Origin of the sequence: Bacillus tuaregi, from assembly GCF_900104575.1 — a bacterium.
GTDB lineage: Bacteria > Bacillota > Bacilli > Bacillales > Cytobacillaceae > Bacillus_BD > Bacillus_BD tuaregi.
This window is the reverse complement of sequence record NZ_LT629731.1, coordinates 3,033,449-3,055,758: the sequence shown is the minus strand read 5'-3', so window position 1 is coordinate 3,055,758 and position 22,310 is coordinate 3,033,449. Positions and strand designations below refer to the sequence as shown.

Here is a 22,310-nt window from a genome sequence, read left to right as displayed (position 1 = left end):
GGACTATGTTAGACTGTATTCGTTAATAAAATGGATTAACTTGATTTGTATAAGCGAGCTGAAATGATGAAAAACAAACGTAATCTTATTCAAGAGGTAACAGACAAGCAATTACTACTTTCCTTGTATTTTACGCAAATTTTACTATTCCTGTGTTCATTTATTTTCGGTATATTTTTATTTGATAGCTTTACTGAATTTTTTCAGTTATTTAGATGGAAAGATACTGAGATTTTGCTTGTTGGAGGAACAGCAGGACTTGCTGTGTTTTTCCTTGATTTACTATTAATGAAGCTTTTAACTGAGGAATATTATGATGATGGCGGGTTAAACAAACGAATTTTCCAGGGAAGGTCAATATATCAGATAGCTTTCATTGCTGTAATGGTATCCATTAGCGAGGAAATATTATTTCGAGGAGTGATTCAGACTCATTTTGGCTTAATTGTGTCAAGTCTAGTCTTTGCAGTCATTCACTACCGTTATCTATTTAATTGGTTTTTATTATTAAACGTCACACTATTAAGCTTTTTCATCGGTTTTATTTACTTACTAACAGAAAATTTACTTGTCACTATTTTTATGCACTTTTTAATTGATTTTTTACTAGGGTGTTTTATTAACTATACATACGGGAAAAGCAACACAACAGAATAGGAAGGGAAATTAGATGAATAAAGAGGATCCATACAGAGATCAAGTAGAAAGACGGCGACAAAAAATAAAACCGGCAGATTTTCCAGAAGGCCAGGTCGTTGATCGTGAGGAACTGCCGCCAAGAAGCCGAGTGCATCAACAAAAAAGGAAAAAAAATAAATGGAAGCTTAAATATCCAGTCATTCGCTTATTGGTACTTTTCTTCATTTTGCTCCCGATTACAATCTTTAGCATTTATTCTGCGATGACAAAGGATAAAATAGGTGATTCAGAGCCTGTTGTTGGGGAATCAACGGATGGTTTTGAGTTTATTGATATAGAGGATTCTAAGGATAGCGATGTTGAGGAGCCTGTAGAATTGAAAAATGAAAATAGTGATACTGTTGAAGAGGATAATGCTGCCATTCAAGATGTATTAGGGAATGAACAGGCTAGCGACCTTGAACAGCAGGATATGATTGAAAAAGAAGCAGTTGTTTCAAATGTTTTAGGGGAAAGCAATGATGTTTCATTACAAACCCATTCAAAGGAAACCGTCTATCATACGGTGAAACCAGGTGAGACGATTTTTAAGATTTCAATGATGTATTACAAATCGAAATCCGGTATTGACACGATAAAAGCGACGAACGGTCTTACATCCAATGAAATTAGGGTCGGACAGGTTCTTATTATTCCATTAAACAAGTAAATCCGGACTCAAGTTCCGGATTTTATTCATAAATCCTCGGACAAGCTCATAGATTGGTATGGGAGGCGGGGATAACATGGAGTCACCAATTATGATGCTTGACGAAAGGACGGACCAAGCGACAAGAAAAATGCTGCAAAAGGTAGTTGAGAGAAAACAAAAGTTTGACAGGCTGACACGCATCCATTTAATCATGATGTGGAGTGGGATTTTGATTACTTTAGTCTATTTTGTTTTTCTTTATTACACGATGATGATTCCCTATTCATATTCTTTTGCTGTACTTTTCTCAAACTTTGTCAATCATACAAGTAATTTATTTATGCTAATGGTGATAATGGGTTTATTCGGCTTAATGAATGTATATCGACAAAAACGGGATAAGGCCGAGAAGGAGTTTCATGCCTTACGCTGTGAAATAATAGATAAAAGTAAAGACCTATGGAAGAAGGAAGATGCATGGATTAATCGTCATCTTGTATTTGAGATGATGAAAAAGAACTATGACATAAATCTATATCATGAAAATAAATAAGAGCAGATTACTGCTCTTATTTATTTTCTAAAAGAAGATTAGAAAAATTTCTGTTTGTTTTGTTCATCCTTGAGAATTTCGACTGCTTCACGAAAACGTTGCGAGTGAACGACTTCTCTTTCCCTTAAAAAACGAAGACTATCATTGATATCGGGGTCGTCGCTCATGTTGATAAGCCATTGGTAGGTGGCTCTTGCTTTTTCTTCCGCAGCAATATCTTCGTAAAGGTCGGCAATTGGGTCACCCTTTGCTTGAATATAGGTGGCAGTCCAGGGTACTCCAGCGGCATTATGGTAAAAAAGTGCTTTATCATGGTCAGCATAGTGGGCCCCCAAACCAGCGGCCTTCAATTGCTCTGGCGTGGCATCCTTCGTTAATTTATAGACCATTGTGGCAATCATTTCTAAGTGAGCAAATTCCTCGGTTCCAATATCAGTGAGAAGGCCAACAACTTTATCAGGAATGGTATATCGCTGATTTAAGTAGCGAAGAGCAGCCGCTAATTCTCCGTCGGCACCACCGTATTGTTCAATTAAAAATTTTGCTAACATCGGATTACATTTACTGACACGTACAGGATATTGTAATTTTTTCTCATAAATCCACATTCTGCTCCATTCCTCCTTAAGCTTGTCGCAGCTAGTCAAGGCGTCTCATCTTACGCTAGTTGTCCCTGAGCAAGCCCTCTCCGCATCTTAGACTTGCCAGGGCCATGGTGGGTCATCCCAGTTCCAGGGGCATCCTGAGTAGCTGTTGCCAAATTGCTGCAGGGGTCCAAATTTACTTTCAATGGCCTTTTTTAAACGTCTACGTTCGCTGGCGCATTGATTAAATTGATTAATCGCTTCTACATCATCATTATGTGTGTCCAAATAAAGGGTTAGCTCAACGAGTACAAAGTCGACCGCTTGCAATTGTTCAAGGAGCTGGTAGTATTCCGGTGGTAGCTGCTTCATCCTTTAATGCCCCCCTTCGCCAGCTCATACGGATTGTAGTAGGGGTCATAAAAAATTTTCCAAAGCGTTCCTGCACGTAATGCCTCCATCGGTGAAAACTGTTCGAGGTTTGGTGGTTGGAATCCTACATATAGCTGAGGAGGAGTAGAATAGCTCTTTGTAGTAATTGGTTGGCAAGGATCAAAAGGACTTATATATGGATGATAATACTTTGTAGTTGTAAACATACAGACCTCCTTTTTATGCGTCTGTAAATCATATGAAGGAAACGACGTTCTATGTATATTTTTTGTTCAGCTCTTTTGAACAGTTTTTTTAGTCTTTTTCGTCATTTATGGTATGATTTCTAAAGATTGGAATTGAAAGACTAAAGAATGATTTATACTATTTGGGGGATATATGGAAATTATCATAATATTAACAATAGGTATTTTGCTGGGAGTATGTTTACTATTCTATATGTATAAAGAAGCTTTTGCCGATAAAGTGGTGTACCATCAATTGGAATTCTCCTCCTTTCCAGAAAGTTTTGGAAAAGTGAGGCTTTTCTTTATTTCGGATATTCATCGCCGGCGAATCACTGAAAATTTAATGGAACAGGTACAAGGTAAGGTAGATATTGTCATTATTGGCGGAGATATTACGGAAAAGGGTGTACCTATGGAAAGGGTAAAGGAAAATCTGCTTCAATTGAAAAGGCTTGGGCAAGTCATTTTTATATGGGGTAATAATGATTATGAAGTAGATGTGGCCTATTTAAATTCCCTTTTTTTAAACCTTGACATAAAGGTCCTCGTCAATCAATCTATTCCCTTTGAGGATGGGAAAGGAAATCGTTTTTTCATTCTTGGTGTTGATGATTTAAGTACCAATCAAGCAGATATTGATCAAGCCCTTATCAATACTGATAAGGAAAGCTTTAAAATATTAATTAGTCATAATCCAGAAATCTCGAGAAAGCTTCGTTCCGATCAGGGGATACAGCTTATGCTATCCGGACATACCCATGGAGGTCAAATTCATCTATTGGGCTTTAGTTTATACGAGAAAGGTGCCTTAAAGATTGAGCCAAATCGTACGACTCTGATAAGTAATGGCTATGGGACAACAGGGGTTCCATTGCGTTTAGGGGCCAAAGCAGAGACTCATATATTGACCATCCAACATAAGCATAGCTAATCACCGCTCCTGAATGAAAGAATAAGATGACATAAATATAATATTATCCTACAGCCAATGTAGACGACTCACCAACATGGTATTTTTTCATACACTACATTAAGAGTTTGTTCACGGTAGGGGGCATAATCATGCGCTTAGAACGATTGAATGCTAACAAAATAAAAATATTTTTATCTCTAGATGATTTATTTGACAGAGGTCTAACGAAAGACGATATATGGAAGGATTCATTAAAGTGGCACCAGCTTTTTCATGATATGCTTGAGGAAGCAAGCGAGACCTTTGATGTAGATTTCCAGGGGTCTGTTGCAGTAGAGATTTTCTCCATGCAGGCACAGGGAATGGTCATGATTGTAACCGTGGAAGAACAGGAGGAAGATGTCTTTGGGGACAGCTTTATTGATATGCAAGTAACGTTGGAGGGGAATGTCGAAATTCTGTTTGAAATCGATGATTTTGAGCATGTTATTCAATTGGCCAAAAGGTTAGCGGCAATCGGTTTTTCCGGTGGAACACTTTACTCCATGAATAATATTTATTACTTTTTAATTGATAATGTTTGTGCGGATATTCAGACTCAAATAGTTGCAATCTTAGCGGAATATGGTAATCCGTCTTTTATCAGTATTCATATCATCCAGGAATACGGAAAAATGATCATGGAAAATCATGCCGTCAATCAAATCTTGACATACTTTCAATGAAAAATCTTCCGGTTAAGGGGGTTTTTCGAAGATGACAATAATACAAACGCTTTTAGCATATCCCCCGCTTTTTTAATCATCGTATTCATTGCAGTCAAAAAGTGGGGGATTAATGGTTGGTCATGATCTTCAATACATAGATAATAGCGGGATAATATTTTGGAAAATTCCAAATAAAAAATCTTTATCCTTGCATAAAGAGTACTAAGCGGTATACTATTTCTCTAAGATGACAACAATTGTTGCTTTTTAGGAGGTTCATATATGGTAGCCGATAATAGTAAAGAAAGTAAAACGCAGGAAGAAAAGCTTGATATACTCAAATCCACGCAAACGGTCGTACACAAAGCTCTTGAAAAGCTTGGGTATCCTGAGGAAGTGTTTGAGCTTTTAAAAGAACCGATTAGGATGATGACGGTCAAAATCCCGGTGCGAATGGATGATGGTTCAACAAAAATCTTTACAGGCTACCGCGCCCAGCATAATGATGCCGTCGGTCCGACAAAGGGCGGTATTCGATTTCACCCAAATGTAACCGAAAAGGAAGTAAAGGCACTTTCTATTTGGATGAGCTTAAAATGTGGTATTGTGGATCTGCCTTATGGCGGAGGGAAGGGTGGAATAGTCTGTGATCCTCGCGATATGTCATTTCGGGAATTAGAAAGATTAAGCCGTGGCTACGTAAGAGCCATTAGTCAGATTGTCGGTCCGACAAAGGATATACCAGCACCTGATGTTTTTACGAATTCCCAAATTATGGCTTGGATGCTCGATGAATATAGCCGGATAGACGAATTTAATTCTCCGGGGTTTATAACCGGCAAGCCACTTGTGCTTGGTGGTTCGCATGGGCGCGAATCTGCAACGGCTAAAGGGGTTACGATATGCATTCGTGAAGCTGCTAAGAAAAAGGGGATTGAATTAAACGGGGCACGAGTCATTGTTCAGGGCTTTGGAAATGCAGGTAGTTTCCTATCAAAATTTATGAATGATGCGGGTGCAAAAGTGATTGGTATTTCGGATGCATACGGAGCATTATATGACCCAGATGGTCTTGATATTGATTATTTACTTGACAGAAGGGATAGCTTTGGCACAGTTACGAAGCTGTTCAGCCATACGATAACGAATCAGGAGCTGTTGGAAAAGGATTGTGATATTCTTGTTCCTGCCGCTATCGAAAACCAAATTACCGAAAAGAATGCACATAATATTCATGCGAAAATAGTTGTGGAAGCAGCAAATGGACCCACAACCTTGGAGGCAACTGAAATTTTGACAAACCGTGGTATTCTTCTTGTACCCGATGTACTAGCATCCTCCGGCGGTGTGACCGTTTCGTACTTTGAATGGGTTCAAAACAATCAGGGCTATTATTGGACAGAAGAGGAAGTAGAGGAAAGGTTGAGACAAGTAATGGTGAAGGCTTTTAATAATATATATGACACCTCTCAAAACCGCCGTGTGGATATGAGGCTGGCAGCCTATATGGTAGGAGTCAGGAAAATGGCTGAAGCTTCTAGGTACCGTGGCTGGGTATAGGTTATCATATAATATTGAATCTTTTAAGGAAAACTCCTATCATAGTAAAGATAGGAGTTATTTTTATTGCCAGTTATGATGATAGATAAGTAAGTTTAGGAGTGAACAAAGAATGAGACAGGAAGAGGTTATTATTATTGGCGGTGGTCCATGTGGATTGTCTGCAGCAATTGCGTTACAGGAAGTGGGAATTACTCCGCTCGTTATAGAGAAAGGAAATATTGTCAATGCGATTTATCATTATCCAACACATCAAACCTTCTTTAGCTCAAGCGATAAGCTAGAAATTGGTGATGTAGCCTTTATTACAGAAACACGTAAAGCGAATAGGAGCCAGGCACTAGCCTATTATCGAGAAGTGGTTAAAAGAAAAAATATCCGCGTAAACGCCTTTGAAAAAGTTTCGGAAGTAAAGAAAAACGATTCCAGTTTTCTGGTATCAACTGATAAAGCTCAGTATGAGGCAGGAGCTGTTGTTATTGCAACCGGCTACTATGATCATCCGAATTATCTCGGTGTACCGGGAGAGGAATTACCAAAGGTTTCGCATTATTTTAAAGAAGCCCATCCATATTTCGACAAAGATGTTGTTGTCATTGGGCTAAAGAATTCTGGTGTTGATGCCACTCTTGAGCTCGTTAAAGCTGGTGCAAGAGTGACGGTTATTTATCGGGGCAGCGAGTATTCTCCGAAGATAAAACCTTGGATCTTGCCCGAATTTGAGGGTCATGTTCGAAATGAGCGAATCCAAATGGTGTGGGAGGCAGTTGTCACAAAAATAACAGAAGATAGTTTAACATATGTGAAAGACAATCAAGAATTTACGATTAAGAATGACTTTGTCTTTGCAATGACCGGTTACCATCCTGATAAGGATTTTCTAAAAAAAATGGGTGTCGAAATTGATGGGGAATCGGGTCGTCCGCATTATCATGAAGAAACGATGGAAACTAATGTCAAAGGTGTCTTTATTGCCGGTGTCATTGCTGCCGGAAATGAAGCGAATGAAATTTTTATTGAAAATGGGCGTTTTCATGGTGGAAAGATTGCCGGTGCTTTAAAGCAAAAGGAGACTCAATCCTTATCATAAAACGTAAAAAAGGTCCTCACGGTGGGGACCTTTCTTTAAACTGTCATTATTGGAACATCTGCTCAATCCTATTAATATCATTTGTCGTGGCGAGAGCAATTAGTAATTTTATTCTTGCTTTTTGGCCATTTAAGCCATTCGAAAATATGACGCCAAGCTCTTTTAGGTGGGATCCACCACCTTCGTAGGAGTAGGTATCCTCGGCTATTCCATTAAAGCAGCGTGATACAAGAACAATGGGGATATTTTCAGCTAATATTGCCTTAATGCCCTCAATTGCATCAGGAGGCAGATTCCCTTGACCAAGTGCCTCAATCACAATCCCGTCATAATGTAGCTCTTTGATAGCATAAAATAGAGAGGAATCCATTCCAGCATGGGCTTTCAGTAACGCGACACGCTTTTCGATATGATTCGTACGATAATATTCCAGCTCAAGCGGGGAATGATGAAAAATAATGCCTCTTTTTGTTACAATGCCGATGGGCCCGTATTGTGGACTTTGAAAGGTTGATACATTGCTGGTATGCGTTTTCGTCACATTACTTGCTGTATGAATCTCATCGTTCAAGACAACAAGTACTCCTTTATTTTTAGCCTCTTCACTAGATGCGACTCTAATCGCTGAAATAACATTGTATAAGCCGTCTGAACCAATTTCATTACTGGATCTCATGGCTCCTGTGACAATAATTGGAAATGTTGTATCGGTTGTTAAATCAAGAAAATAGGCTGTTTCCTCGAGAGTATCGGTTCCATGTGTAATAACGACTCCGTCTATTTCCTGTGCACTATAATTTTCAATCATTTTTTTTAATACTAGCATTTCTTTCATGGTAATATGTGGGGAAGGTAACTGAAAGGGTTCTTCGATGAGGAGTTCACCTAAATCAGTTAATTCCTTTGTATGCTGTGTAATTGGATTTTGACCGGTTGGTTTCACGGTACCTGTTTCATCCTCGCTCATGGAAATGGTGCCGCCGGTATGAATAATTAGAATTTTCTTAGACATAGCTAAAGCCTCCATATAATGGTAAATCTATGATTGTCAAAATAGCTTTCATTTCCCAAATTATTCCTATTGATTTAAATAGGTCATTTTCAATAGTATCATATCATGGTAGGATTAAGGAAAATAGATTGAAAAGAGGACGGCTAATGCTGGGAATATTATCAGCCGGGATTGCACCTGGTTTAGCCTTATTATGTTATTTTTACTTAAAGGACCGCTTCGGTGTTGAACCTATTTCATTGGTAATCAGGACTTTTTTATTCGGTTCATTGCTTGTATTTCCCATTATGTTTATTCAGTATGTACTGGAAACGGAAAATATTATACATTCTAGTTTAGCCGATGCGTTTCTCTCAACTAGTTTACTGGAAGAGTTTTTTAAATGGTTTATTGTCTATTACACTGCATTTCTCCACGTGCATTTTGATGAACCGTATGATGGGATTGTATATGGAGCCTCCGTCTCACTTGGGTTTGCTACTATGGAGAATATTTTGTATTTAGTTGCAAACGGACTTGAATTTGCACTTGGACGTGCGCTTCTGCCGGTTTCCAGTCACGCTCTATTCGGCGTTATCATGGGGTATTATCTTGGAAAAGGTAAATTTTCTTCCTCCTCCAACCGAAAATGGCTAATTTTATCCTTTCTCCTTCCCTTTCTACTGCATGGAATTTATGATTATATCCTTATATCACAAACAAATTGGGTCTATATTATGCTGCCATTTATGATTTTTCTCTGGTGGCTCGGTTTAAGGAAAGTAAAAAAAGCACATACCTTGAGTGAACAATATGCTGAAATGCAAAAAGCCTTTCGTTCCTGTGAATGAAGGGCTTTTTGCTTTCCTTTAGACTCATTTTCCAGGTACTGTATCGCATGTTTTTGGAAAAATTATGTTTCTTTTGTACTTTTATTGTATAAAAAAACAGTTAATACAAAAAATACGGTTAATGTGAGAATGATTTACAACTGGGGGTAGTAGAACCATGAAAAGAATAATTTTACAATCAAAACTCATCGTCCTTTTCTCTATATTCTTATTCATTGTCCCATCTCATGAGAGAGTGAATGCTTTTTCCAATCAGGTTGTTCAGCAAGGGTCTGTTGGTGATGATGTCATCGAGCTTCAATCCCGTTTACAATATTTAGGCTTCTATAATGGGAAAATTGACGGTGTTTTCGGCTGGGGCACCTACTGGGCATTAAGAAATTTTCAATATGAGTTTGGTCTGCCAATTGATGGACTGGCAGGACAGCAAACAAAAAATAAGCTCGTGAAGGCTTCTAAATACAATGAGAGCTTTGTGAAGGAGCAGATCAATAAAGGTAATAAATTTTCTCATTATGGAGGAACAGATTTAAATAAACAGAAGCAACCGACAGCCAAAGCGCCTGCAGGCGGTAATCAACAAAAACAAGCCCCAGCGGCTCAACCGCAGCAGCAGGCCAAGCCACAGGCAAAGCCGCAGTCACAGGCAAACACAAAGCAACAGGCCCAACCAAACGCAGCACCACCACAAGGAGGCAATAAGCCGACTGCCGCGAATGTACCAAATGGTTTTTCACAAAATGATATTCAATTAATGGCAAATGCTGTCTATGGAGAATCAAGGGGGGAGCCTTATATTGGGCAGGTAGCTGTTGCTGCGGTTATTCTAAACCGGGTAAACAGTGCCTCCTTTCCGAATACAGTATCCGGAGTCATTTTTGAACCTCGTGCGTTTACAGCTGTAGCAGATGGACAAATATGGCTTACGCCTAACGAACAAGCTAAAAAAGCAGTGCTTGATGCGATAAATGGCTGGGATCCAACCGGTGATGCCATTTATTATTTTAATCCTGATACGGCAACAAGCGGATGGATATGGACACGACCGCAAATCAAACAGATTGGTAAGCATATATTCTGCAAATAAAGAGGTGAGTACATTGTTTAGAGGAATTGTCATTACCGTGTTGTCATTAGGTGTTGCTGGTACGGCTTTATGGGGATATCAGGAGCATCGGGAAAAAAATGCAGTATTACTTAATGCAGAAAATAATTATCAAAGAGCTTTTCATGATTTAACCTACCAGGTTGATTTATTGCATGACAAAATTGGAACCACACTAGCTATGAATTCTCGTGAGTCATTATCGCCTGCCTTAGCAGAGGTTTGGAAGATTACCTCGCAGGCACATAATGATGTCGGACAGCTGCCATTAACCCTGCTCCCGTTTAATAAAACGGAAGAGTTTTTATCAAAGATTGGTGACTTTAGTTATCAGGCAACCATTCGAGATCTTGAGAAGGAACCTTTAAGTGACCAAGAATACAAAGCCTTAAAGGAACTGTACGGGCAAGCTGAGGAGATTCAAAACGAGTTAAGAAATGTCCAGCATATGGCCTTGGAAAATAATCTGCGTTGGATGGATGTGGAGCTGGCGCTCGCAACAGGGAAAGAAACGGGTGATAATACAATTATTGATGGCTTTAAGACGGTTGAAAAAGCAGTTGACAGCTACGGAGAAACAGACTTCGGACCCGCTTTTGTCAGTATGCAAAAGAATGATGATGGTTTTAATAATTTGAAGGGGAAGAATATCTCGAAAGATGAAGCGGTGAAAATTGCCAAAAAATATGCAAAACTAGGAAATGATGTGGAAATTAACATTACTAAAAATGGTGATGGTTCCCATTATGAGTTTTTCAGTGTCTCACTTGAAGATGCGAAAACGAAACAAATAGCGAATATGGATATAACAAGAAAGGGAGGCTACCCTATCTGGTATATTCTATCGAGAGAGGTTAAGGAGCAGAAAATTAGCTTGAATGATGCGGGGAATAGAGCATTGCAGTTCCTGAAGGAAAATGGCTTTGAAGGCTTAGCAATGTTTGAAAGTGCCCAATATGATAATCTAGGTGTCTTTACTTTTGTTAAAGCTGAAGATGGGGTTAGAATTTATCCTGAATCAGTAAAAATGAAGGTTGCCCTTGATAATGGTCAAATCGTTGGTTTTTCAGAAGAAGATTATTTGAAGTCGCTTAATGACAAGCGAACGCTGGCTAAACCATCACTATCGGTAGAAGAAGCAAGAAAGAAGATTAATCCGCAGGTGAAGGTCATGGAAGATGGCCTAGCGGTGATTATGAATGATATGAATCAGGAAGTCCTATGCTATGAGTTTATGGGAACACTTGATCAGGATACGTATCGCATCTTTATTAATGCCGAATCAGGAATTGAAGAAAAAGTGGAAAAGATGAAAAATGCTGAACCCATTTATGAAAAGATAGTGTAATATCGAATCTTATATATGACCTTCACCCTTTGCACAAGTGCACTTCAGGCAAGGGATGAAGGTCATGTTTTTTTTGTGAGTCAGTGGCAATAATTAATCAACGAATCTTCTCTTGCCTACCATATTACTGCGTGGCATAATTTATGTATTGGGGAGTATGGAAGGAAAGAGTAATCATATGCTAACAATAGGAAACTCACTCATTTTAGAACCAAAATACTCGGATCGCATGGAAACATTTAAGTGCCGTTTAGTTGAGAGAAAGGGTAACATTCTGTATATTGATTACCCTATAAATGTACAGACAAACAGGACAACATTTCTAGTTGATGGCACACAGTTGCGGGTTTCTTTTGTTGAAGGTAAGTCAGGGTATCTTTTTGAAACGGAAATATTAGGGAGAATGGTTCAGGGAATCCCAATGATGTTGCTGCAATATCCAGGTGACGATTATGTGATAAAAGTTCAAAGGCGAGAGTTTGTACGTATCGAAACGTCAGTAGATGTCGCTATCCATCCACTGAATTCAGAGTTTTATCCTTTTACAACGATTACGGAGGATATCAGTGCCGGTGGGGCTTTAGTTGTTTTTAATCATGCTGCAAATATTATGCCAGGAATGAATATCCGCTCTGTGTTTGTTTTACCCATGCAAAATGGTGATATTCATTACATGGACTTGCACAGTAAAGTTGTGCGGGTCATGAAAAAGAAAGGAACTAACCAGGATTTATTTTCAATTCTATTTCAGGATGTCACTCCATTTGAGCGGCAACAGCTGCTTCGGTTTACGTTTGACAGACAGCTAGCATTGAAGAAAAAAGGCTTAGAACTTAGCGAATAATAGCCCATTGTTCATCCCATAATAGGAATATCTATAACAAGTTATGGGGTTAGTCCAATGAAATTAGTTGAAAGATTGCTATTCAAAATGATTTTGATACAGTTAATATTCTTGCTCCTTACGCAAGTATTTTTTCATCAGTTCAACTCCTTTCCTGAGCTTCAGCAAATTGCACAATACGAAGGCGTATCTGAAGATGATTTAGCTGAATTCTTGGAAACATTTTCCGGTAAATAATTCGCAGGGGCATCCCTGCTTTTTTGTATTGATTGTTTAAGCTTCATCGGTAACACGGTATACCTTACATATGATAAAATAGAGTAGTTAAGAGGAAGGCTACCATTAACTGGAGGGAAGGAAAGTTTTCAACCATAGGTACTGTCTAGCTTAAGACATTAGGAGGAAATATGAAAGAAAAAATTTCAATCGCAATTGACGGCCCTGCAGCAGCAGGAAAAAGTACAGTTGCTAAAGTAGTAGCTAAGAAACTATCCTACGTTTATATTGATACTGGAGCCATGTACAGAGCTATAACATATAAGGCGATTCTACAGCAAACTGATTTAGAGGATGAGAAGGAGTTAAGCAGACTGTTAGCTGATACAAAAATTGATTTGATTCCTGAAAAGGGAGGTCAGTCTATTTATTTAGATGGTGTTAATGTGACCGATGAAATTAGAACCCCACAGGTAACCAATTCGGTTTCAATCGTTGCCCGTCACTCATTAGTAAGAAGCGAATTAACGAAAAGGCAGCAAAGCCTTGCTGAGGCTGGTGGTGTCGTAATGGACGGACGTGATATTGGCACACATGTTTTACCGAATGCAGAGGTAAAGGTATTCCTCCTAGCATCGGTAGACGAACGGGCTAAAAGAAGACACGCTGAAAACCTTATAAAAGGCTATGCATCGGATATTAACAAACTTAGGGAAGAAATTGAGCAGCGTGACAAGCTTGATTCTGAGAGAGAGATTGCTCCACTAAAAAAGGCTGATGATGCGGTCGAGATTGATACGACAGCCTTAGAGATTGAGCAGGTTGTTGAAAAGATTATGGATCTGGTAAAAGAAAGGATAAGATAGAGTTGAATTTGTATCCATTGGGTCGCTCAATTGTTAATATTGTTTTGTTTCCGATTTATCAATTTAAGGTCATCGGTAAAGAAAATGTACCTGCTGATGGCGGAGTTTTGCTCTGCTGTAATCATATTCATAATTTTGATCCAGAGGTAATTGGTATTACATCGCCAAGGCCCATTCATTTTATGGCAAAGGAAGAGCTGTTTTCCGTCCCGGTACTCGGCAAAATTCTTCCGCATATCAATGCCTTTCCTGTTAAAAGGGGGATGAGTGACCGTGGGGCCTTAAGAAAAGGGCTAGATGTACTAAATGGAGGCAACGTTTTGGGCCTTTTTCCAGAGGGGACTAGAAGTAAAACGGGGGAATTAGGAAAAGGGTTAGCCGGTGCTGGCTTTTTTGCTTTACGCTCTAAAGCGCATGTGGTACCCTGTGCCATTATTGGACCGTATAAACCCTTTAAAAGACTAAAGGTGGTATATGGTAAGCCAATTTCAATGGATGAATACAGGCAAAATAAAGCTTCGGCTGAACAAGTAACTGAAGTGATTATGAATGAAATTAAGCAGCTTCTTACTGCCTATTCATAATTCATCTTGCTTGACAAAAAGACTCATTTATAAGAAGTTTATACAAAGAGATTTTTTTTGAAAATTCTATCGATGGAATTTTTTGTGCTTCATTACAAATGAAAAGCGACAATAAATAATCCTATTTTAAAAGCAAGTTCTGCGGACTAAGGAGGAATACATATGTCAGAAGAAATGAATCAAGTAGAGGTTAAGAATTTTGAGGTGGGAGATACTGTTCGTGGTATCGTTACAAAAGTGGAAGAAAAGCAAGTGATTGTTGAAATTCCTGAAAGTAAGCTTGATGGAATTATTCCGATTAGCGAATTATCCAGTCTTCATATTGAAAAAGCAAGTGATGTGGTTGCTGAAGGAGATGCTCTTGATCTACAGGTATTAAAGGTAGAAGAGGAAGCGTTAATACTCTCAAAACGTAAAGTGGATGCTGAAAAGGCATGGGATCAGCTTGTTGAAAGATTTGAAAAAGGTGAAACATTTGAAGCCGAAATTAAAGATGTTGTGAAAGGTGGACTAGTCGTTGACCTTGGCGTACGCGGCTTCGTCCCTGCATCTTTAGTGGAATCTCATTTTGTTGAGGATTTCTCTGACTATAAGGGAAGAACCTTAACATTTAAAATTGTTGAGTTGGATAAAGAGAAAAACCGAATCATTCTTTCTCACCGTGCCGTTCTAGAGGAGGAAAAGGAAAAGCAGAAGAAAGAGTTATTAGCTTCGCTAGAGGCAGGTCAGGTGTTAGAAGGAACAGTCCAAAGGCTTACCGATTTTGGTGCATTTGTTGATATTGGCGGAATTGATGGTCTTGTTCATATTTCTCAGTTATCCTATCAGCATGTTGAAAAGCCATCAGATGTTGTCGAGGAAGGACAGAAGGTCCAAGTTAAAGTATTAAGTGTTGACCAAGGCAATGAGAGAATTTCTTTATCCATTAAAGAAACGCTTCCTGGACCTTGGACAAATATCGCTGAAAAAGCACCAAAAGGAACTGTCTTAGACGGTGAAGTGAAGCGGATTGTATCATACGGAGCGTTTGTTGAAGTATTTCCTGGTGTCGAAGGTTTAGTTCATATTTCGCAAATTTCTCATAAGCATATCGGTTCACCGCATGAGGTATTAAGTGATGGTGAAAAAATTAAAGTCAAAGTTCTTGATGTAAATGAAGCGGAGCAACGTTTATCCTTAAGCATAAAAGAGCTGGAAGAAAATGTAGTCGAAGAAAAAGATTATGAGCTTCCGGAAGAATCAAAAGGGTTCCAATTAGGTGATATGATTGGCGATCAGTTAAAGAATCTGAAAAAATAATGGTGATATAAATTGTCCAGATCTAAAAGAAAATGGGATCATATCCAATATGCGCTTACAACAGGGCAGGAAAGAGTCACTGGATTGGACGACATTGTGTTTCTTCACCAAAGTCTGCCTGATACTTCGGTCAGTCAGGTTTCGTTGGATACTAAGATTGGCGAACTTTTCGTAAGTTCGCCAATTTTTATCAATGCCATGACAGGTGGTGGCGGGGAAAGAACAATGCGGATTAATCGTGATTTAGCGGCTGTTGCGAAAGAATTTGGGATGGTTATGGCTGTCGGCTCGCAAATGTCAGCCTTAAAAAATATTGAAGAGGAAGAAACCTACAAGGTTGTCCGCAAAGAGAATCCTCATGGGATTATTATCGGTAATCTTGGCAGTGAGGCTACCGTCGAAGAGGCTAAAAGAGCCATTGATATGATTGAGGCAAATATGCTGCAAATACATATTAATGTCATTCAGGAGCTTACAATGCCGGAAGGAGATCGGGATTTTTCTGATGCACTCAAACGTATTGAGGCCATTGTCAATGGAATTGACCGTCCAGTGATTGTGAAGGAAGTTGGATTTGGCATGAATCAAGAGGTCGTCAACAAGCTTGCTTCCATCGGAGTCAAGGCTGTCGATGTCGGTGGGTATGGTGGAACCAACTTCGCCAAAATTGAAAATGAACGAAGGCAGCGGCTGCTCAGCTTTTTTAATGATTGGGGCATACCTACAGCAGCAGCCTTAGCGGAGGCAAGAAACAGTCCCTCATCGATAGAAATCCTTAGCTCAGGGGGAATTCAAACAAGCCTTGATGTGGCTAAATCAATTGCCCTTGGCGCAAGCCTTGTTGGAATAGCGGGTTATTTCCTAAAAATCTTAATTAAAGAAGACCTAGAAGGATTAATGGAGGAAGTAGAGCTCCTCCACAAGGAATTATCCATTATCATGACGGCATTAGGTGCCGTAACAATATCAGACCTACAGTCTGCTCCGCTTATTATCAGTGGAAGAACGCATCATTGGCTGCGGGAACGAGGTATTGATACAAAAAAATATAGTCAAAGACATATAAAAAAATAAAGCTCCCGAAGGGGGGCTTTATTTTTTTATATGTCTTTGTTGTCATTCAGCCTTCTGGCCTCTTCAGGACTTTGTAGTTTTGTAGCGCCTGGATAGTGGAGCGCTTGATCTCTGTCAGACTCTACACGTCCACTATTCTTTAGCTTTTTTTCTTGACGGTCTCTACCCATGGCTTTGTGACACCTCCTCTTCTTAGCATGGTTCCTGGAGATAGGATTATACATTCTGACAACTATCTTTTTTCGGTCAAGGTACAGGGAAAAAGGCAAACAAGACGATTAAAGTATAACAACTTAAGCCATAATGGAAAGGATAGGGGGTGCATGAGGATGGATGGTTTAATGTTTTATTGGCTTTTTTGGTTTGGATGGATAATTACTACTTTCTTTTATCCTAGAATACATCCAGACCGCTTGCTTTTGTCGGTTTGGATATTGGTTGCGATTACTTTATCAACAGCCTCGACTGTCCTGTTTGATTTTTCGATAAGTGGGACAGGAGTCTTTATCCTATTATCTATTTACATATGGGCGTCCCGTCTGCCGGCAAAAAAACTACTGTATTTTATGCTATCTTCCTTTATCATCATGCTCACTACGGTTTGTTTTTTGTTATTCGAGCTGTTTGACCCCATCTGGATATTGATTAAAAGGGACTGGTTGTTAGCAATCCTGACTGCGTGTGTGGCTGTACTTCTGCACTCAGACAAAAAGCAGAGACTTCTCTTGCTTTTGCTTGGGATGATTCAAGGTGAAATACTATATTCCTTTATCTTAAAGAAATATTCATTTTCCTTTCAGGTTGCAGACCTATACTCGCTTGATGCATTAGCGTTAGCGGCAGTCCTTACAGTCGGGTGGAACACGATAGAAATGGTTGTAAGCTATTTTGAAAAAAACCTGCATTCTATAGAAAAGGAGAAGGAGAAGCTGACATGAATGAATATACTTATCCGATTATATTAGGAATGACAATTGGAACACTGACGAGAATTTACATGCTTCGAACTGATTATCGTCAGTATCCAACCTATTTGCATGGAAAAATCATCCATGTAGCACTAGGCTTTATTGCGGCTGGATTAGGTACCGTTGCTGTTCCTTCCATAATGGAAGAAAATTTTACAGCCATTACGTTTTTGACCGTTGCAGCATCACAATTCCGAGAAGTTCGCAATATGGAAAGAAATACTCTTGCTGAATTGGATAGCTATGAAATGGTTCCGCGTGGCAAGACCTATATTGAAGGTATTGCGATAGCCTTTGAAAGTCGAAACTATTTGGTGATTTTTACTTCACTCATATCGACATTAGCTTATTTAGTATTTAACTTTTGGGCAGGATTAATTGTAGCTATCCTTTCGCTACTCATTTCGAAAAAATTAATGGCTGGAAGTAAAATTAAGGACATTGTGGATATAACCTATGTAGAGCCAAGATTCGAGGGTCCAGGGCTGTATGTGGATAATATCTATATTATGAATATTGGGATTCCTGCACGACAGGAAGAAGTGCTTCGATATGGAATGGGCTTTATATTAAAACCGAAAAATTTTGATTCGCGCTCAACGATAGCTAATTTAGGGCAAAGACAGGCTATTCTTCATGATGTGTCAACTGCAATGGGAGTTTACAGGGATTCGGGTACACCAGCGTTAGTCCCGTTAGCAAAACGTGATCTGGATGATGGAAGAGTTGCGATATTCGTCCTGCCACAGGAAAAGGATATCCAAAGAGCCATTGAAGTGATCGGTGCTGTTCCTACATTAGAAAATGCGATTCGTATGCCTAATGAAAGAAGAGTGGAAACGGAAGGAAGTAATTCATTATGAATATAGAAAAATATATATTAGCTGTGGTGACAACAAATCCGCAAAGGGTTCCACATGGTGCAACAGTGTTTGTTTGTGATAATAAAGAAGAGATGGATTACTATGCAACCAATTTGGAAGCGATTTTGGATGGAATTGCACACGCAATTACAGAGGAGGTTTATATAATTGTCAAACATTGATATTACACTATTCCTTTGATAAACTAGTTAAGTTAAGCCTGTCTAATTAATGGAAATTTATTCCGATACATAATATGGGAGTTTAACATATAGAGGAGGGTGAAGGTAATGGTAAAGCCGGTTGTTGCCATAGTGGGGCGTCCAAACGTAGGGAAGTCAACTATTTTTAACCGAATTGTTGGTGAACGTATCTCGATTGTTGAGGATATCCCGGGTGTAACTAGAGATCGAATATATAGTTCCGCTGAGTGGTTAAATCATGATTTTAATATCATTGATACAGGTGGTATCGATATTGGGGATGAACCATTTTTGGAACAAATTCGTCAGCAGGCTGAAATAGCGATTGACGAAGCAGATGTAATTATTTTCCTAACAAATGGAAGAGAAGGCGTTACGGCTGCAGATGAAGAAGTAGCCAAAATTTTATATAAAGCGAAAAAACCTGTAGTCCTAGCGGTTAATAAAATAGATAATCCGGAAATGCGCGATCAAATTTACGACTTTTATGCGTTGGGGTTTGGAGAACCGTTTCCTATTTCCGGATCACATGGATTAGGCTTGGGTGATTTGCTAGATGAGGCGGCAAAGCATTTTCCTAAGCGGGATACGAAGGATTATGATGATGATGTTATCTGTTTTTCTTTAATTGGTCGTCCGAATGTTGGAAAGTCGTCACTAGTTAATGCTATTCTTGGCGAAGAGCGTGTGATTGTCAGTGACATTTCCGGTACAACACGAGATGCAATTGATTCCTATGTAACCTATAATGGGCAGGAATATGTCATAATTGATACAGCAGGGATGCGGAAAAAGGGAAAGGTTTATGAAACTACGGAGAAATACAGTGTATTAAGAGCACTGAGGGCTATTGAACGCTCCGATGTTGTCCTGGTTGTCATCAACGCAGAGGAAGGAATTATCGAACAGGATAAAAAAATTGCCGGTTATGCTCATGAAGCAGGACGGGCTGTTGTCATTGTCGTAAACAAATGGGATGCTGTTGAAAAAGACGAAAAAACAATGAAAGAATTTGAACAAAAAATACGCGAGCACTTTCTATTCCTTGACTACGCGCCAATTGTTTTCTTATCAGCTAAAACGAAAAAACGGATTCATACATTGATGCCGATGATTAATGTAGCCAGTGAGAATCATGCTCGAAGAGTGGAGACAAGTATCCTGAACGATGTCGTCATGGACGCGGTTGCCATGAATCCTACACCTACAGATAAAGGTAAACGTTTAAAGATTTATTATACGACCCAGGTTGCGGTAAAGCCGCCAACTTTTGTTGTGTTTGTAAATGAACCTGAACTACTCCACTTTTCTTACGAAAGATTTCTGGAGAACAGAATTAGAGATGCCTTTGGCTTTGAGGGGACACCAATTAAAATCTATCCTCGTGAAAGAAAGTAAAAACTGATTTGAAGGTTGTGAGCATATGCAGCGTAAACATGAAAAAGTAGCCGTTATTGGAGCTGGCAGCTGGGGAACGGCTTTAGCCATGGTGCTTGCCGATAATGGTCATGAAGTACGGTTATGGGGACATAAGCTTGAGCAAATTGAAGAAATTAACACATATCATACGAATAAAAAATATCTTCCTGAAGTGATTTTACAGGATTCAATTATTGGATATTCAGAGTTGCCAGAGGCTTTGTCAGGTGTCGATATCATGGTTCTTGCTGTTCCGACGAAAGCGGTACGTGAAGTCCTTCGACATATCATGGAGATTAGGACTGAGCCATTAACCATTGTCCATGTAAGTAAAGGAATTGAGCCGGATACATTATTAAGAATTTCAGAGATGATCGAAGAGGAAATGCCGTCACATTTAGTCAAGCAGATTGTTGTGCTATCAGGACCTAGTCATGCAGAAGAGGTAAGTGTCCGCCAGCCTACAACCGTTACGGTCTCTTCTAAAAACATGGAGGCAGCCGAGCACATTCAAGATTTATTTATTAATCAGCATTTTCGTGTCTATACGAATCCAGATATTGTCGGAGTGGAAATCGGTGGTGCTTTGAAAAATATTATCGCATTAGCAGCAGGGATTTCGGACGGTCTCGGATATGGAGACAATGCCAAAGCAGCTCTGATGACACGTGGACTTGCTGAAATTTCACGGCTTGGTACAAAAATGGGGGCTAGTCCATTGACCTTTTCTGGGCTCACTGGGATTGGTGATTTAATTGTAACGTGTACAAGTGTTCATTCTCGAAACTGGAGAGCAGGTAATTTGTTAGGCAAAGGCAAAAACCTTCAGGAAGTATTGGATAATATGGGAATGGTGGTAGAGGGTGTTCGCACAACAAAAGCAGCTTGGCAGTTAGCTCGTAAGTATAATGTGAATATGCCCATTACAAATGCTCTTTATGATGTATTATTTAGCGGTGTGGATGCAAAGGATGCCGTAGATCGCTTAATGGCGAGAGTCAAAACACATGAAATGGAAGATTTAACGAATGTTCTTGTGGCTCGTTCGCAGGATGAATAATATTTTTATCTTTTTTAGGCATTCGAGGATACGCTTTATTTAAAGCAGGAATAAAATGCAAACGAAGCAACCTAGTGTAATGAACAAGCGTGTTTGGGTTCATTTAGTCGCCTTGGAACCGGTATAAAGAATTTGCCCCAATTCTTTATACCGGTCTTTTTTTAATTTATTCTATGAAAATAACAGAAAAAACTAAAAATATATAAAAATAATTCTTTCTTGTGATATAATACTTCTCGAATAAAGGAGTGGATATGATGTCACCTGCGTTAATGAAGATGTGGATTTCGCTTGCTTCAATGGGGTTTATGTTTATTTCAATTGTTTTAATTTTTCTAAGCCGCTATAAATTAAAACAAGGGGTTTTAAAAGCTGTTTCTGCCGTATTTGCTTATATGTTATTAGCTTTATCTGGCTTTATCATGTTTTTAGTCGTTTTTAGTGGGCCGACGGATGCCTAAAGTTTATAGACTTAAAGGGTTGATAAAATGAATAAAAAACTGCTGATTCTATTATGGAGTTCCTTGCTAGTGATGTTGTCTGGATGTATGTATCCAGATGAAAAGCTGGTTCAAAATCAAATACCTTATCAGGACCAAGTCGAATCTGTACAAGCTGCTGTCATGCAATTCAAGGAAGATAATGGGGGGATATTACCGATAAAAAATTCGGAGGAGAATACCCCGGTGTATCAAAAATATTTAATTGATTTTAATAAAATTTCTCCAAAGTATATCCACGAGCCTCCGGGCAATGCCTTTGAAAGCGGTGGTGTCTTTCAATACGTTATTGTTGATGCAGAAACAAATCCTACGGTGAAATTATTTGATCTTAGACTTTCTGAAATGATTAGTGAATTGAAGCTGCGTATTAAAGTCCAGGGCTATCCGCCATATAAAGAAAAACTGGCAGAGGGGATATACACACTTGATTATGAGAAGCTAGGATACGAGGAAGAACTTTTTGTCGAAAGTCCTTATACAAAACAAATGCTACCGTTTGTCATTAATGGCGAGGCAGAGATTTTTGTTGATTATCGAGCAGATATCGTAGCGGCTCTTGAAAAGGAAGAATTGCATTACGAGCCTGGTGAAGATATTCGAAATATTTTATTAAATGATTCGGTATTTGTTCCAGCCTATTCTTTACCCTATACTATAGATAGTGACACGAAAGAGCCTATCTTTTTATTAACGAATTAGTCATAACCCTTCTTTTACAAAATATATTGTAGGAGAAGGGTATTTTTATTCCCTCATATG

28 protein-coding genes are annotated in these 22,310 nt (G+C 39.0%); 23 read left to right on the top strand and 5 right to left on the bottom strand.

Features of this window, described 5'->3' with window-relative positions; all coding sequences use genetic code 11:
* Positions 1-45: 45 nt before the first annotated feature.
* The 3 genes from BQ5321_RS17025 to BQ5321_RS17015 all read left to right on the top strand — a co-directional run bounded on the left by BQ5321_RS17025 (position 46) and on the right by BQ5321_RS17015 (position 1,883).
* Entirely contained in the window at positions 46-657 is a 612-nt protein-coding gene (locus BQ5321_RS17025; RefSeq protein WP_390622173.1) for a CPBP family intramembrane glutamic endopeptidase, read from the top strand.
* Positions 658-670: 13 nt separating this feature from the next.
* Positions 671-1,348: a LysM peptidoglycan-binding domain-containing protein gene (locus BQ5321_RS17020; RefSeq protein ID WP_071395623.1), complete on the top strand. Its 678-nt coding sequence runs from the start codon at positions 671-673 to the stop codon at positions 1,346-1,348.
* A gap of 76 nt (positions 1,349-1,424) precedes the next feature.
* Positions 1,425-1,883 (top strand): YpbF family protein, encoded by a 459-nt coding sequence (locus tag BQ5321_RS17015; protein ID WP_071395622.1) that lies wholly within the window; start codon positions 1,425-1,427, stop codon positions 1,881-1,883.
* Positions 1,884-1,921: 38 nt separating this feature from the next.
* Here the strand turns inward: BQ5321_RS17015 and BQ5321_RS17010 are convergent, their stop codons facing one another.
* The 3 genes from BQ5321_RS17010 to BQ5321_RS17000 all read right to left on the bottom strand — a co-directional run bounded on the left by BQ5321_RS17010 (position 1,922) and on the right by BQ5321_RS17000 (position 3,066).
* Positions 1,922-2,491 (bottom strand): manganese catalase family protein, encoded by a 570-nt coding sequence (locus tag BQ5321_RS17010; protein WP_071395621.1) that lies wholly within the window; start codon positions 2,489-2,491, stop codon positions 1,922-1,924.
* Positions 2,492-2,578: 87 nt separating this feature from the next.
* Positions 2,579-2,839, bottom strand: a complete 261-nt coding sequence (locus BQ5321_RS17005) for a spore coat protein CotJB (protein WP_071395620.1) — start codon at positions 2,837-2,839, stop codon at positions 2,579-2,581.
* Positions 2,836-3,066: a spore coat associated protein CotJA gene (locus tag BQ5321_RS17000; protein WP_071395619.1), complete on the bottom strand. Its 231-nt coding sequence runs from the start codon at positions 3,064-3,066 to the stop codon at positions 2,836-2,838. Before BQ5321_RS17000 ends, BQ5321_RS17005 begins: the two co-directional genes overlap by 4 nt.
* 172 nt (positions 3,067-3,238) lie before the next feature.
* Here BQ5321_RS17000 and BQ5321_RS16995 point away from each other — a divergent pair, with 172 nt between their 5' ends.
* From BQ5321_RS16995 to BQ5321_RS16980, 4 genes are all read left to right on the top strand, one after another.
* Positions 3,239-4,018 carry a metallophosphoesterase gene (locus tag BQ5321_RS16995; RefSeq protein ID WP_187143755.1) on the top strand — a complete coding sequence of 260 codons (780 nt, stop codon included), beginning with the start codon at positions 3,239-3,241 and terminating at the stop codon, positions 4,016-4,018.
* Positions 4,019-4,149: 131 nt separating this feature from the next.
* A complete protein-coding gene (locus BQ5321_RS16990) occupies positions 4,150-4,725 on the top strand; it encodes a genetic competence negative regulator (RefSeq protein ID WP_071395618.1) in 576 nt (191 codons plus the stop codon).
* A gap of 264 nt (positions 4,726-4,989) precedes the next feature.
* On the top strand, positions 4,990-6,267 hold the full coding sequence (locus tag BQ5321_RS16985; RefSeq protein WP_071395617.1) for a Glu/Leu/Phe/Val family dehydrogenase: 1,278 nt from the start codon (positions 4,990-4,992) through the stop codon (positions 6,265-6,267).
* Between the two features lie 112 nt (positions 6,268-6,379).
* Positions 6,380-7,357: a YpdA family putative bacillithiol disulfide reductase gene (locus BQ5321_RS16980; protein ID WP_071395616.1), complete on the top strand. Its 978-nt coding sequence runs from the start codon at positions 6,380-6,382 to the stop codon at positions 7,355-7,357.
* A gap of 46 nt (positions 7,358-7,403) precedes the next feature.
* On the opposite strand, the gene BQ5321_RS16975 is transcribed toward BQ5321_RS16980, so the two are convergent.
* Positions 7,404-8,369 carry an asparaginase gene (locus tag BQ5321_RS16975; RefSeq protein ID WP_071395615.1) on the bottom strand — a complete coding sequence of 322 codons (966 nt, stop codon included), beginning with the start codon at positions 8,367-8,369 and terminating at the stop codon, positions 7,404-7,406.
* Between the two features lie 146 nt (positions 8,370-8,515).
* On the opposite strand from BQ5321_RS16975, the gene prsW reads away from it, so the two are divergent.
* The 9 genes from prsW (at position 8,516) to fni (ending at position 16,535) form a co-directional block, all read left to right on the top strand.
* Positions 8,516-9,199 carry a glutamic-type intramembrane protease PrsW gene (gene prsW / locus BQ5321_RS16970; protein ID WP_071395614.1) on the top strand — a complete coding sequence of 228 codons (684 nt, stop codon included), beginning with the start codon at positions 8,516-8,518 and terminating at the stop codon, positions 9,197-9,199.
* Positions 9,200-9,356: 157 nt separating this feature from the next.
* Positions 9,357-10,286, top strand: a complete 930-nt coding sequence (gene sleB / locus BQ5321_RS16965) for a spore cortex-lytic enzyme (protein WP_071395613.1) — start codon at positions 9,357-9,359, stop codon at positions 10,284-10,286.
* A gap of 13 nt (positions 10,287-10,299) precedes the next feature.
* Positions 10,300-11,652, top strand: coding sequence for a germination protein YpeB (gene ypeB, locus BQ5321_RS16960; protein ID WP_071395612.1), 1,353 nt, complete (start codon positions 10,300-10,302; stop codon positions 11,650-11,652).
* Between the two features lie 178 nt (positions 11,653-11,830).
* Entirely contained in the window at positions 11,831-12,496 is a 666-nt protein-coding gene (locus BQ5321_RS16955) for a flagellar brake protein (protein WP_071395611.1), read from the top strand.
* Between the two features lie 57 nt (positions 12,497-12,553).
* Entirely contained in the window at positions 12,554-12,733 is a 180-nt protein-coding gene (locus BQ5321_RS16950; protein WP_071395610.1) for a DUF5359 family protein, read from the top strand.
* A gap of 170 nt (positions 12,734-12,903) precedes the next feature.
* The gene (gene cmk, locus BQ5321_RS16945) at positions 12,904-13,578 is read left to right on the top strand and encodes a (d)CMP kinase (protein WP_071395609.1); all 675 of its coding nucleotides are present in this window, start codon (positions 12,904-12,906) and stop codon (positions 13,576-13,578) included.
* Between the two features lie 2 nt (positions 13,579-13,580).
* A complete protein-coding gene (locus BQ5321_RS16940; RefSeq protein ID WP_071395608.1) occupies positions 13,581-14,162 on the top strand; it encodes a lysophospholipid acyltransferase family protein in 582 nt (193 codons plus the stop codon).
* Between the two features lie 162 nt (positions 14,163-14,324).
* The gene (gene rpsA / locus BQ5321_RS16935; RefSeq protein ID WP_071395607.1) at positions 14,325-15,461 is read left to right on the top strand and encodes a 30S ribosomal protein S1; all 1,137 of its coding nucleotides are present in this window, start codon (positions 14,325-14,327) and stop codon (positions 15,459-15,461) included.
* Between the two features lie 12 nt (positions 15,462-15,473).
* Positions 15,474-16,535 (top strand): type 2 isopentenyl-diphosphate Delta-isomerase, encoded by a 1,062-nt coding sequence (gene fni, locus BQ5321_RS16930; protein ID WP_071395606.1) that lies wholly within the window; start codon positions 15,474-15,476, stop codon positions 16,533-16,535.
* Positions 16,536-16,561: 26 nt separating this feature from the next.
* On the opposite strand, the gene BQ5321_RS16925 is transcribed toward fni, so the two are convergent.
* Complete coding sequence (locus BQ5321_RS16925) at positions 16,562-16,705, bottom strand: YpzI family protein (protein WP_071395605.1); 144 nt, start codon at positions 16,703-16,705, stop codon at positions 16,562-16,564.
* A 159-nt stretch (positions 16,706-16,864) separates the two neighbouring features.
* Between BQ5321_RS16925 and BQ5321_RS16920 the strand changes: the two genes are divergently transcribed.
* The 7 genes from BQ5321_RS16920 (at position 16,865) to BQ5321_RS16890 (ending at position 22,250) form a co-directional block, all read left to right on the top strand.
* Positions 16,865-17,473 (top strand): YphA family membrane protein, encoded by a 609-nt coding sequence (locus BQ5321_RS16920; RefSeq protein WP_071395604.1) that lies wholly within the window; start codon positions 16,865-16,867, stop codon positions 17,471-17,473.
* Positions 17,470-18,366: a YIEGIA family protein gene (locus BQ5321_RS16915; protein ID WP_071395603.1), complete on the top strand. Its 897-nt coding sequence runs from the start codon at positions 17,470-17,472 to the stop codon at positions 18,364-18,366. Before BQ5321_RS16920 ends, BQ5321_RS16915 begins: the two co-directional genes overlap by 4 nt.
* Positions 18,363-18,548 carry a capping complex subunit for YIEGIA gene (locus BQ5321_RS16910; protein ID WP_071395602.1) on the top strand — a complete coding sequence of 62 codons (186 nt, stop codon included), beginning with the start codon at positions 18,363-18,365 and terminating at the stop codon, positions 18,546-18,548. The genes BQ5321_RS16915 and BQ5321_RS16910 overlap by 4 nt, the downstream gene beginning before the upstream one ends.
* Before the next feature lie 108 nt (positions 18,549-18,656).
* Positions 18,657-19,967, top strand: coding sequence for a ribosome biogenesis GTPase Der (gene der / locus BQ5321_RS16905; protein WP_071395601.1), 1,311 nt, complete (start codon positions 18,657-18,659; stop codon positions 19,965-19,967).
* A 25-nt stretch (positions 19,968-19,992) separates the two neighbouring features.
* A complete protein-coding gene (locus BQ5321_RS16900; protein ID WP_071395600.1) occupies positions 19,993-21,048 on the top strand; it encodes an NAD(P)H-dependent glycerol-3-phosphate dehydrogenase in 1,056 nt (351 codons plus the stop codon).
* 257 nt (positions 21,049-21,305) lie between these two features.
* On the top strand, positions 21,306-21,509 hold the full coding sequence (locus BQ5321_RS16895) for a DUF2768 domain-containing protein (RefSeq protein WP_071395599.1): 204 nt from the start codon (positions 21,306-21,308) through the stop codon (positions 21,507-21,509).
* Positions 21,510-21,536: 27 nt separating this feature from the next.
* Positions 21,537-22,250 (top strand): hypothetical protein, encoded by a 714-nt coding sequence (locus BQ5321_RS16890; RefSeq protein WP_071395598.1) that lies wholly within the window; start codon positions 21,537-21,539, stop codon positions 22,248-22,250.
* Positions 22,251-22,310: the final 60 nt, after the last annotated feature.

What these genes read in the sequence shown, in the direction of transcription:
- BQ5321_RS16950 (WP_071395610.1), top strand. Translation starts at nt 12,554, where the DNA reads ATGAAATTAGTTGAAAGATTGCTATTCAAAATGATTTTGATACAGTTA.
- BQ5321_RS16920 (WP_071395604.1), top strand. Translation starts at nt 16,865, where the DNA reads ATGGATGGTTTAATGTTTTATTGGCTTTTTTGGTTTGGATGGATAATT.
- BQ5321_RS16925 (WP_071395605.1), bottom strand. Translation starts at nt 16,705, where the DNA reads ATGGGTAGAGACCGTCAAGAAAAAAAGCTAAAGAATAGTGGACGTGTA.
- BQ5321_RS17020 (WP_071395623.1), top strand. Translation starts at nt 671, where the DNA reads ATGAATAAAGAGGATCCATACAGAGATCAAGTAGAAAGACGGCGACAA.
- BQ5321_RS17005 (WP_071395620.1), bottom strand. Translation starts at nt 2,839, where the DNA reads ATGAAGCAGCTACCACCGGAATACTACCAGCTCCTTGAACAATTGCAA.
- BQ5321_RS16980 (WP_071395616.1), top strand. Translation starts at nt 6,380, where the DNA reads ATGAGACAGGAAGAGGTTATTATTATTGGCGGTGGTCCATGTGGATTG.
- prsW (WP_071395614.1), top strand. Translation starts at nt 8,516, where the DNA reads ATGCTGGGAATATTATCAGCCGGGATTGCACCTGGTTTAGCCTTATTA.
- cmk (WP_071395609.1), top strand. Translation starts at nt 12,904, where the DNA reads ATGAAAGAAAAAATTTCAATCGCAATTGACGGCCCTGCAGCAGCAGGA.
- sleB (WP_071395613.1), top strand. Translation starts at nt 9,357, where the DNA reads ATGAAAAGAATAATTTTACAATCAAAACTCATCGTCCTTTTCTCTATA.
- BQ5321_RS16975 (WP_071395615.1), bottom strand. Translation starts at nt 8,369, where the DNA reads ATGTCTAAGAAAATTCTAATTATTCATACCGGCGGCACCATTTCCATG.
- BQ5321_RS17015 (WP_071395622.1), top strand. Translation starts at nt 1,425, where the DNA reads ATGGAGTCACCAATTATGATGCTTGACGAAAGGACGGACCAAGCGACA.
- BQ5321_RS16890 (WP_071395598.1), top strand. Translation starts at nt 21,537, where the DNA reads ATGAATAAAAAACTGCTGATTCTATTATGGAGTTCCTTGCTAGTGATG.
- BQ5321_RS16910 (WP_071395602.1), top strand. Translation starts at nt 18,363, where the DNA reads ATGAATATAGAAAAATATATATTAGCTGTGGTGACAACAAATCCGCAA.
- BQ5321_RS16985 (WP_071395617.1), top strand. Translation starts at nt 4,990, where the DNA reads ATGGTAGCCGATAATAGTAAAGAAAGTAAAACGCAGGAAGAAAAGCTT.
- BQ5321_RS16995 (WP_187143755.1), top strand. Translation starts at nt 3,239, where the DNA reads ATGGAAATTATCATAATATTAACAATAGGTATTTTGCTGGGAGTATGT.
- BQ5321_RS16955 (WP_071395611.1), top strand. Translation starts at nt 11,831, where the DNA reads ATGCTAACAATAGGAAACTCACTCATTTTAGAACCAAAATACTCGGAT.
- rpsA (WP_071395607.1), top strand. Translation starts at nt 14,325, where the DNA reads ATGTCAGAAGAAATGAATCAAGTAGAGGTTAAGAATTTTGAGGTGGGA.
- BQ5321_RS16895 (WP_071395599.1), top strand. Translation starts at nt 21,306, where the DNA reads ATGTCACCTGCGTTAATGAAGATGTGGATTTCGCTTGCTTCAATGGGG.
- BQ5321_RS16900 (WP_071395600.1), top strand. Translation starts at nt 19,993, where the DNA reads ATGCAGCGTAAACATGAAAAAGTAGCCGTTATTGGAGCTGGCAGCTGG.
- BQ5321_RS17010 (WP_071395621.1), bottom strand. Translation starts at nt 2,491, where the DNA reads ATGTGGATTTATGAGAAAAAATTACAATATCCTGTACGTGTCAGTAAA.
- BQ5321_RS17000 (WP_071395619.1), bottom strand. Translation starts at nt 3,066, where the DNA reads ATGTTTACAACTACAAAGTATTATCATCCATATATAAGTCCTTTTGAT.
- der (WP_071395601.1), top strand. Translation starts at nt 18,657, where the DNA reads ATGGTAAAGCCGGTTGTTGCCATAGTGGGGCGTCCAAACGTAGGGAAG.
- BQ5321_RS16915 (WP_071395603.1), top strand. Translation starts at nt 17,470, where the DNA reads ATGAATGAATATACTTATCCGATTATATTAGGAATGACAATTGGAACA.
- BQ5321_RS16990 (WP_071395618.1), top strand. Translation starts at nt 4,150, where the DNA reads ATGCGCTTAGAACGATTGAATGCTAACAAAATAAAAATATTTTTATCT.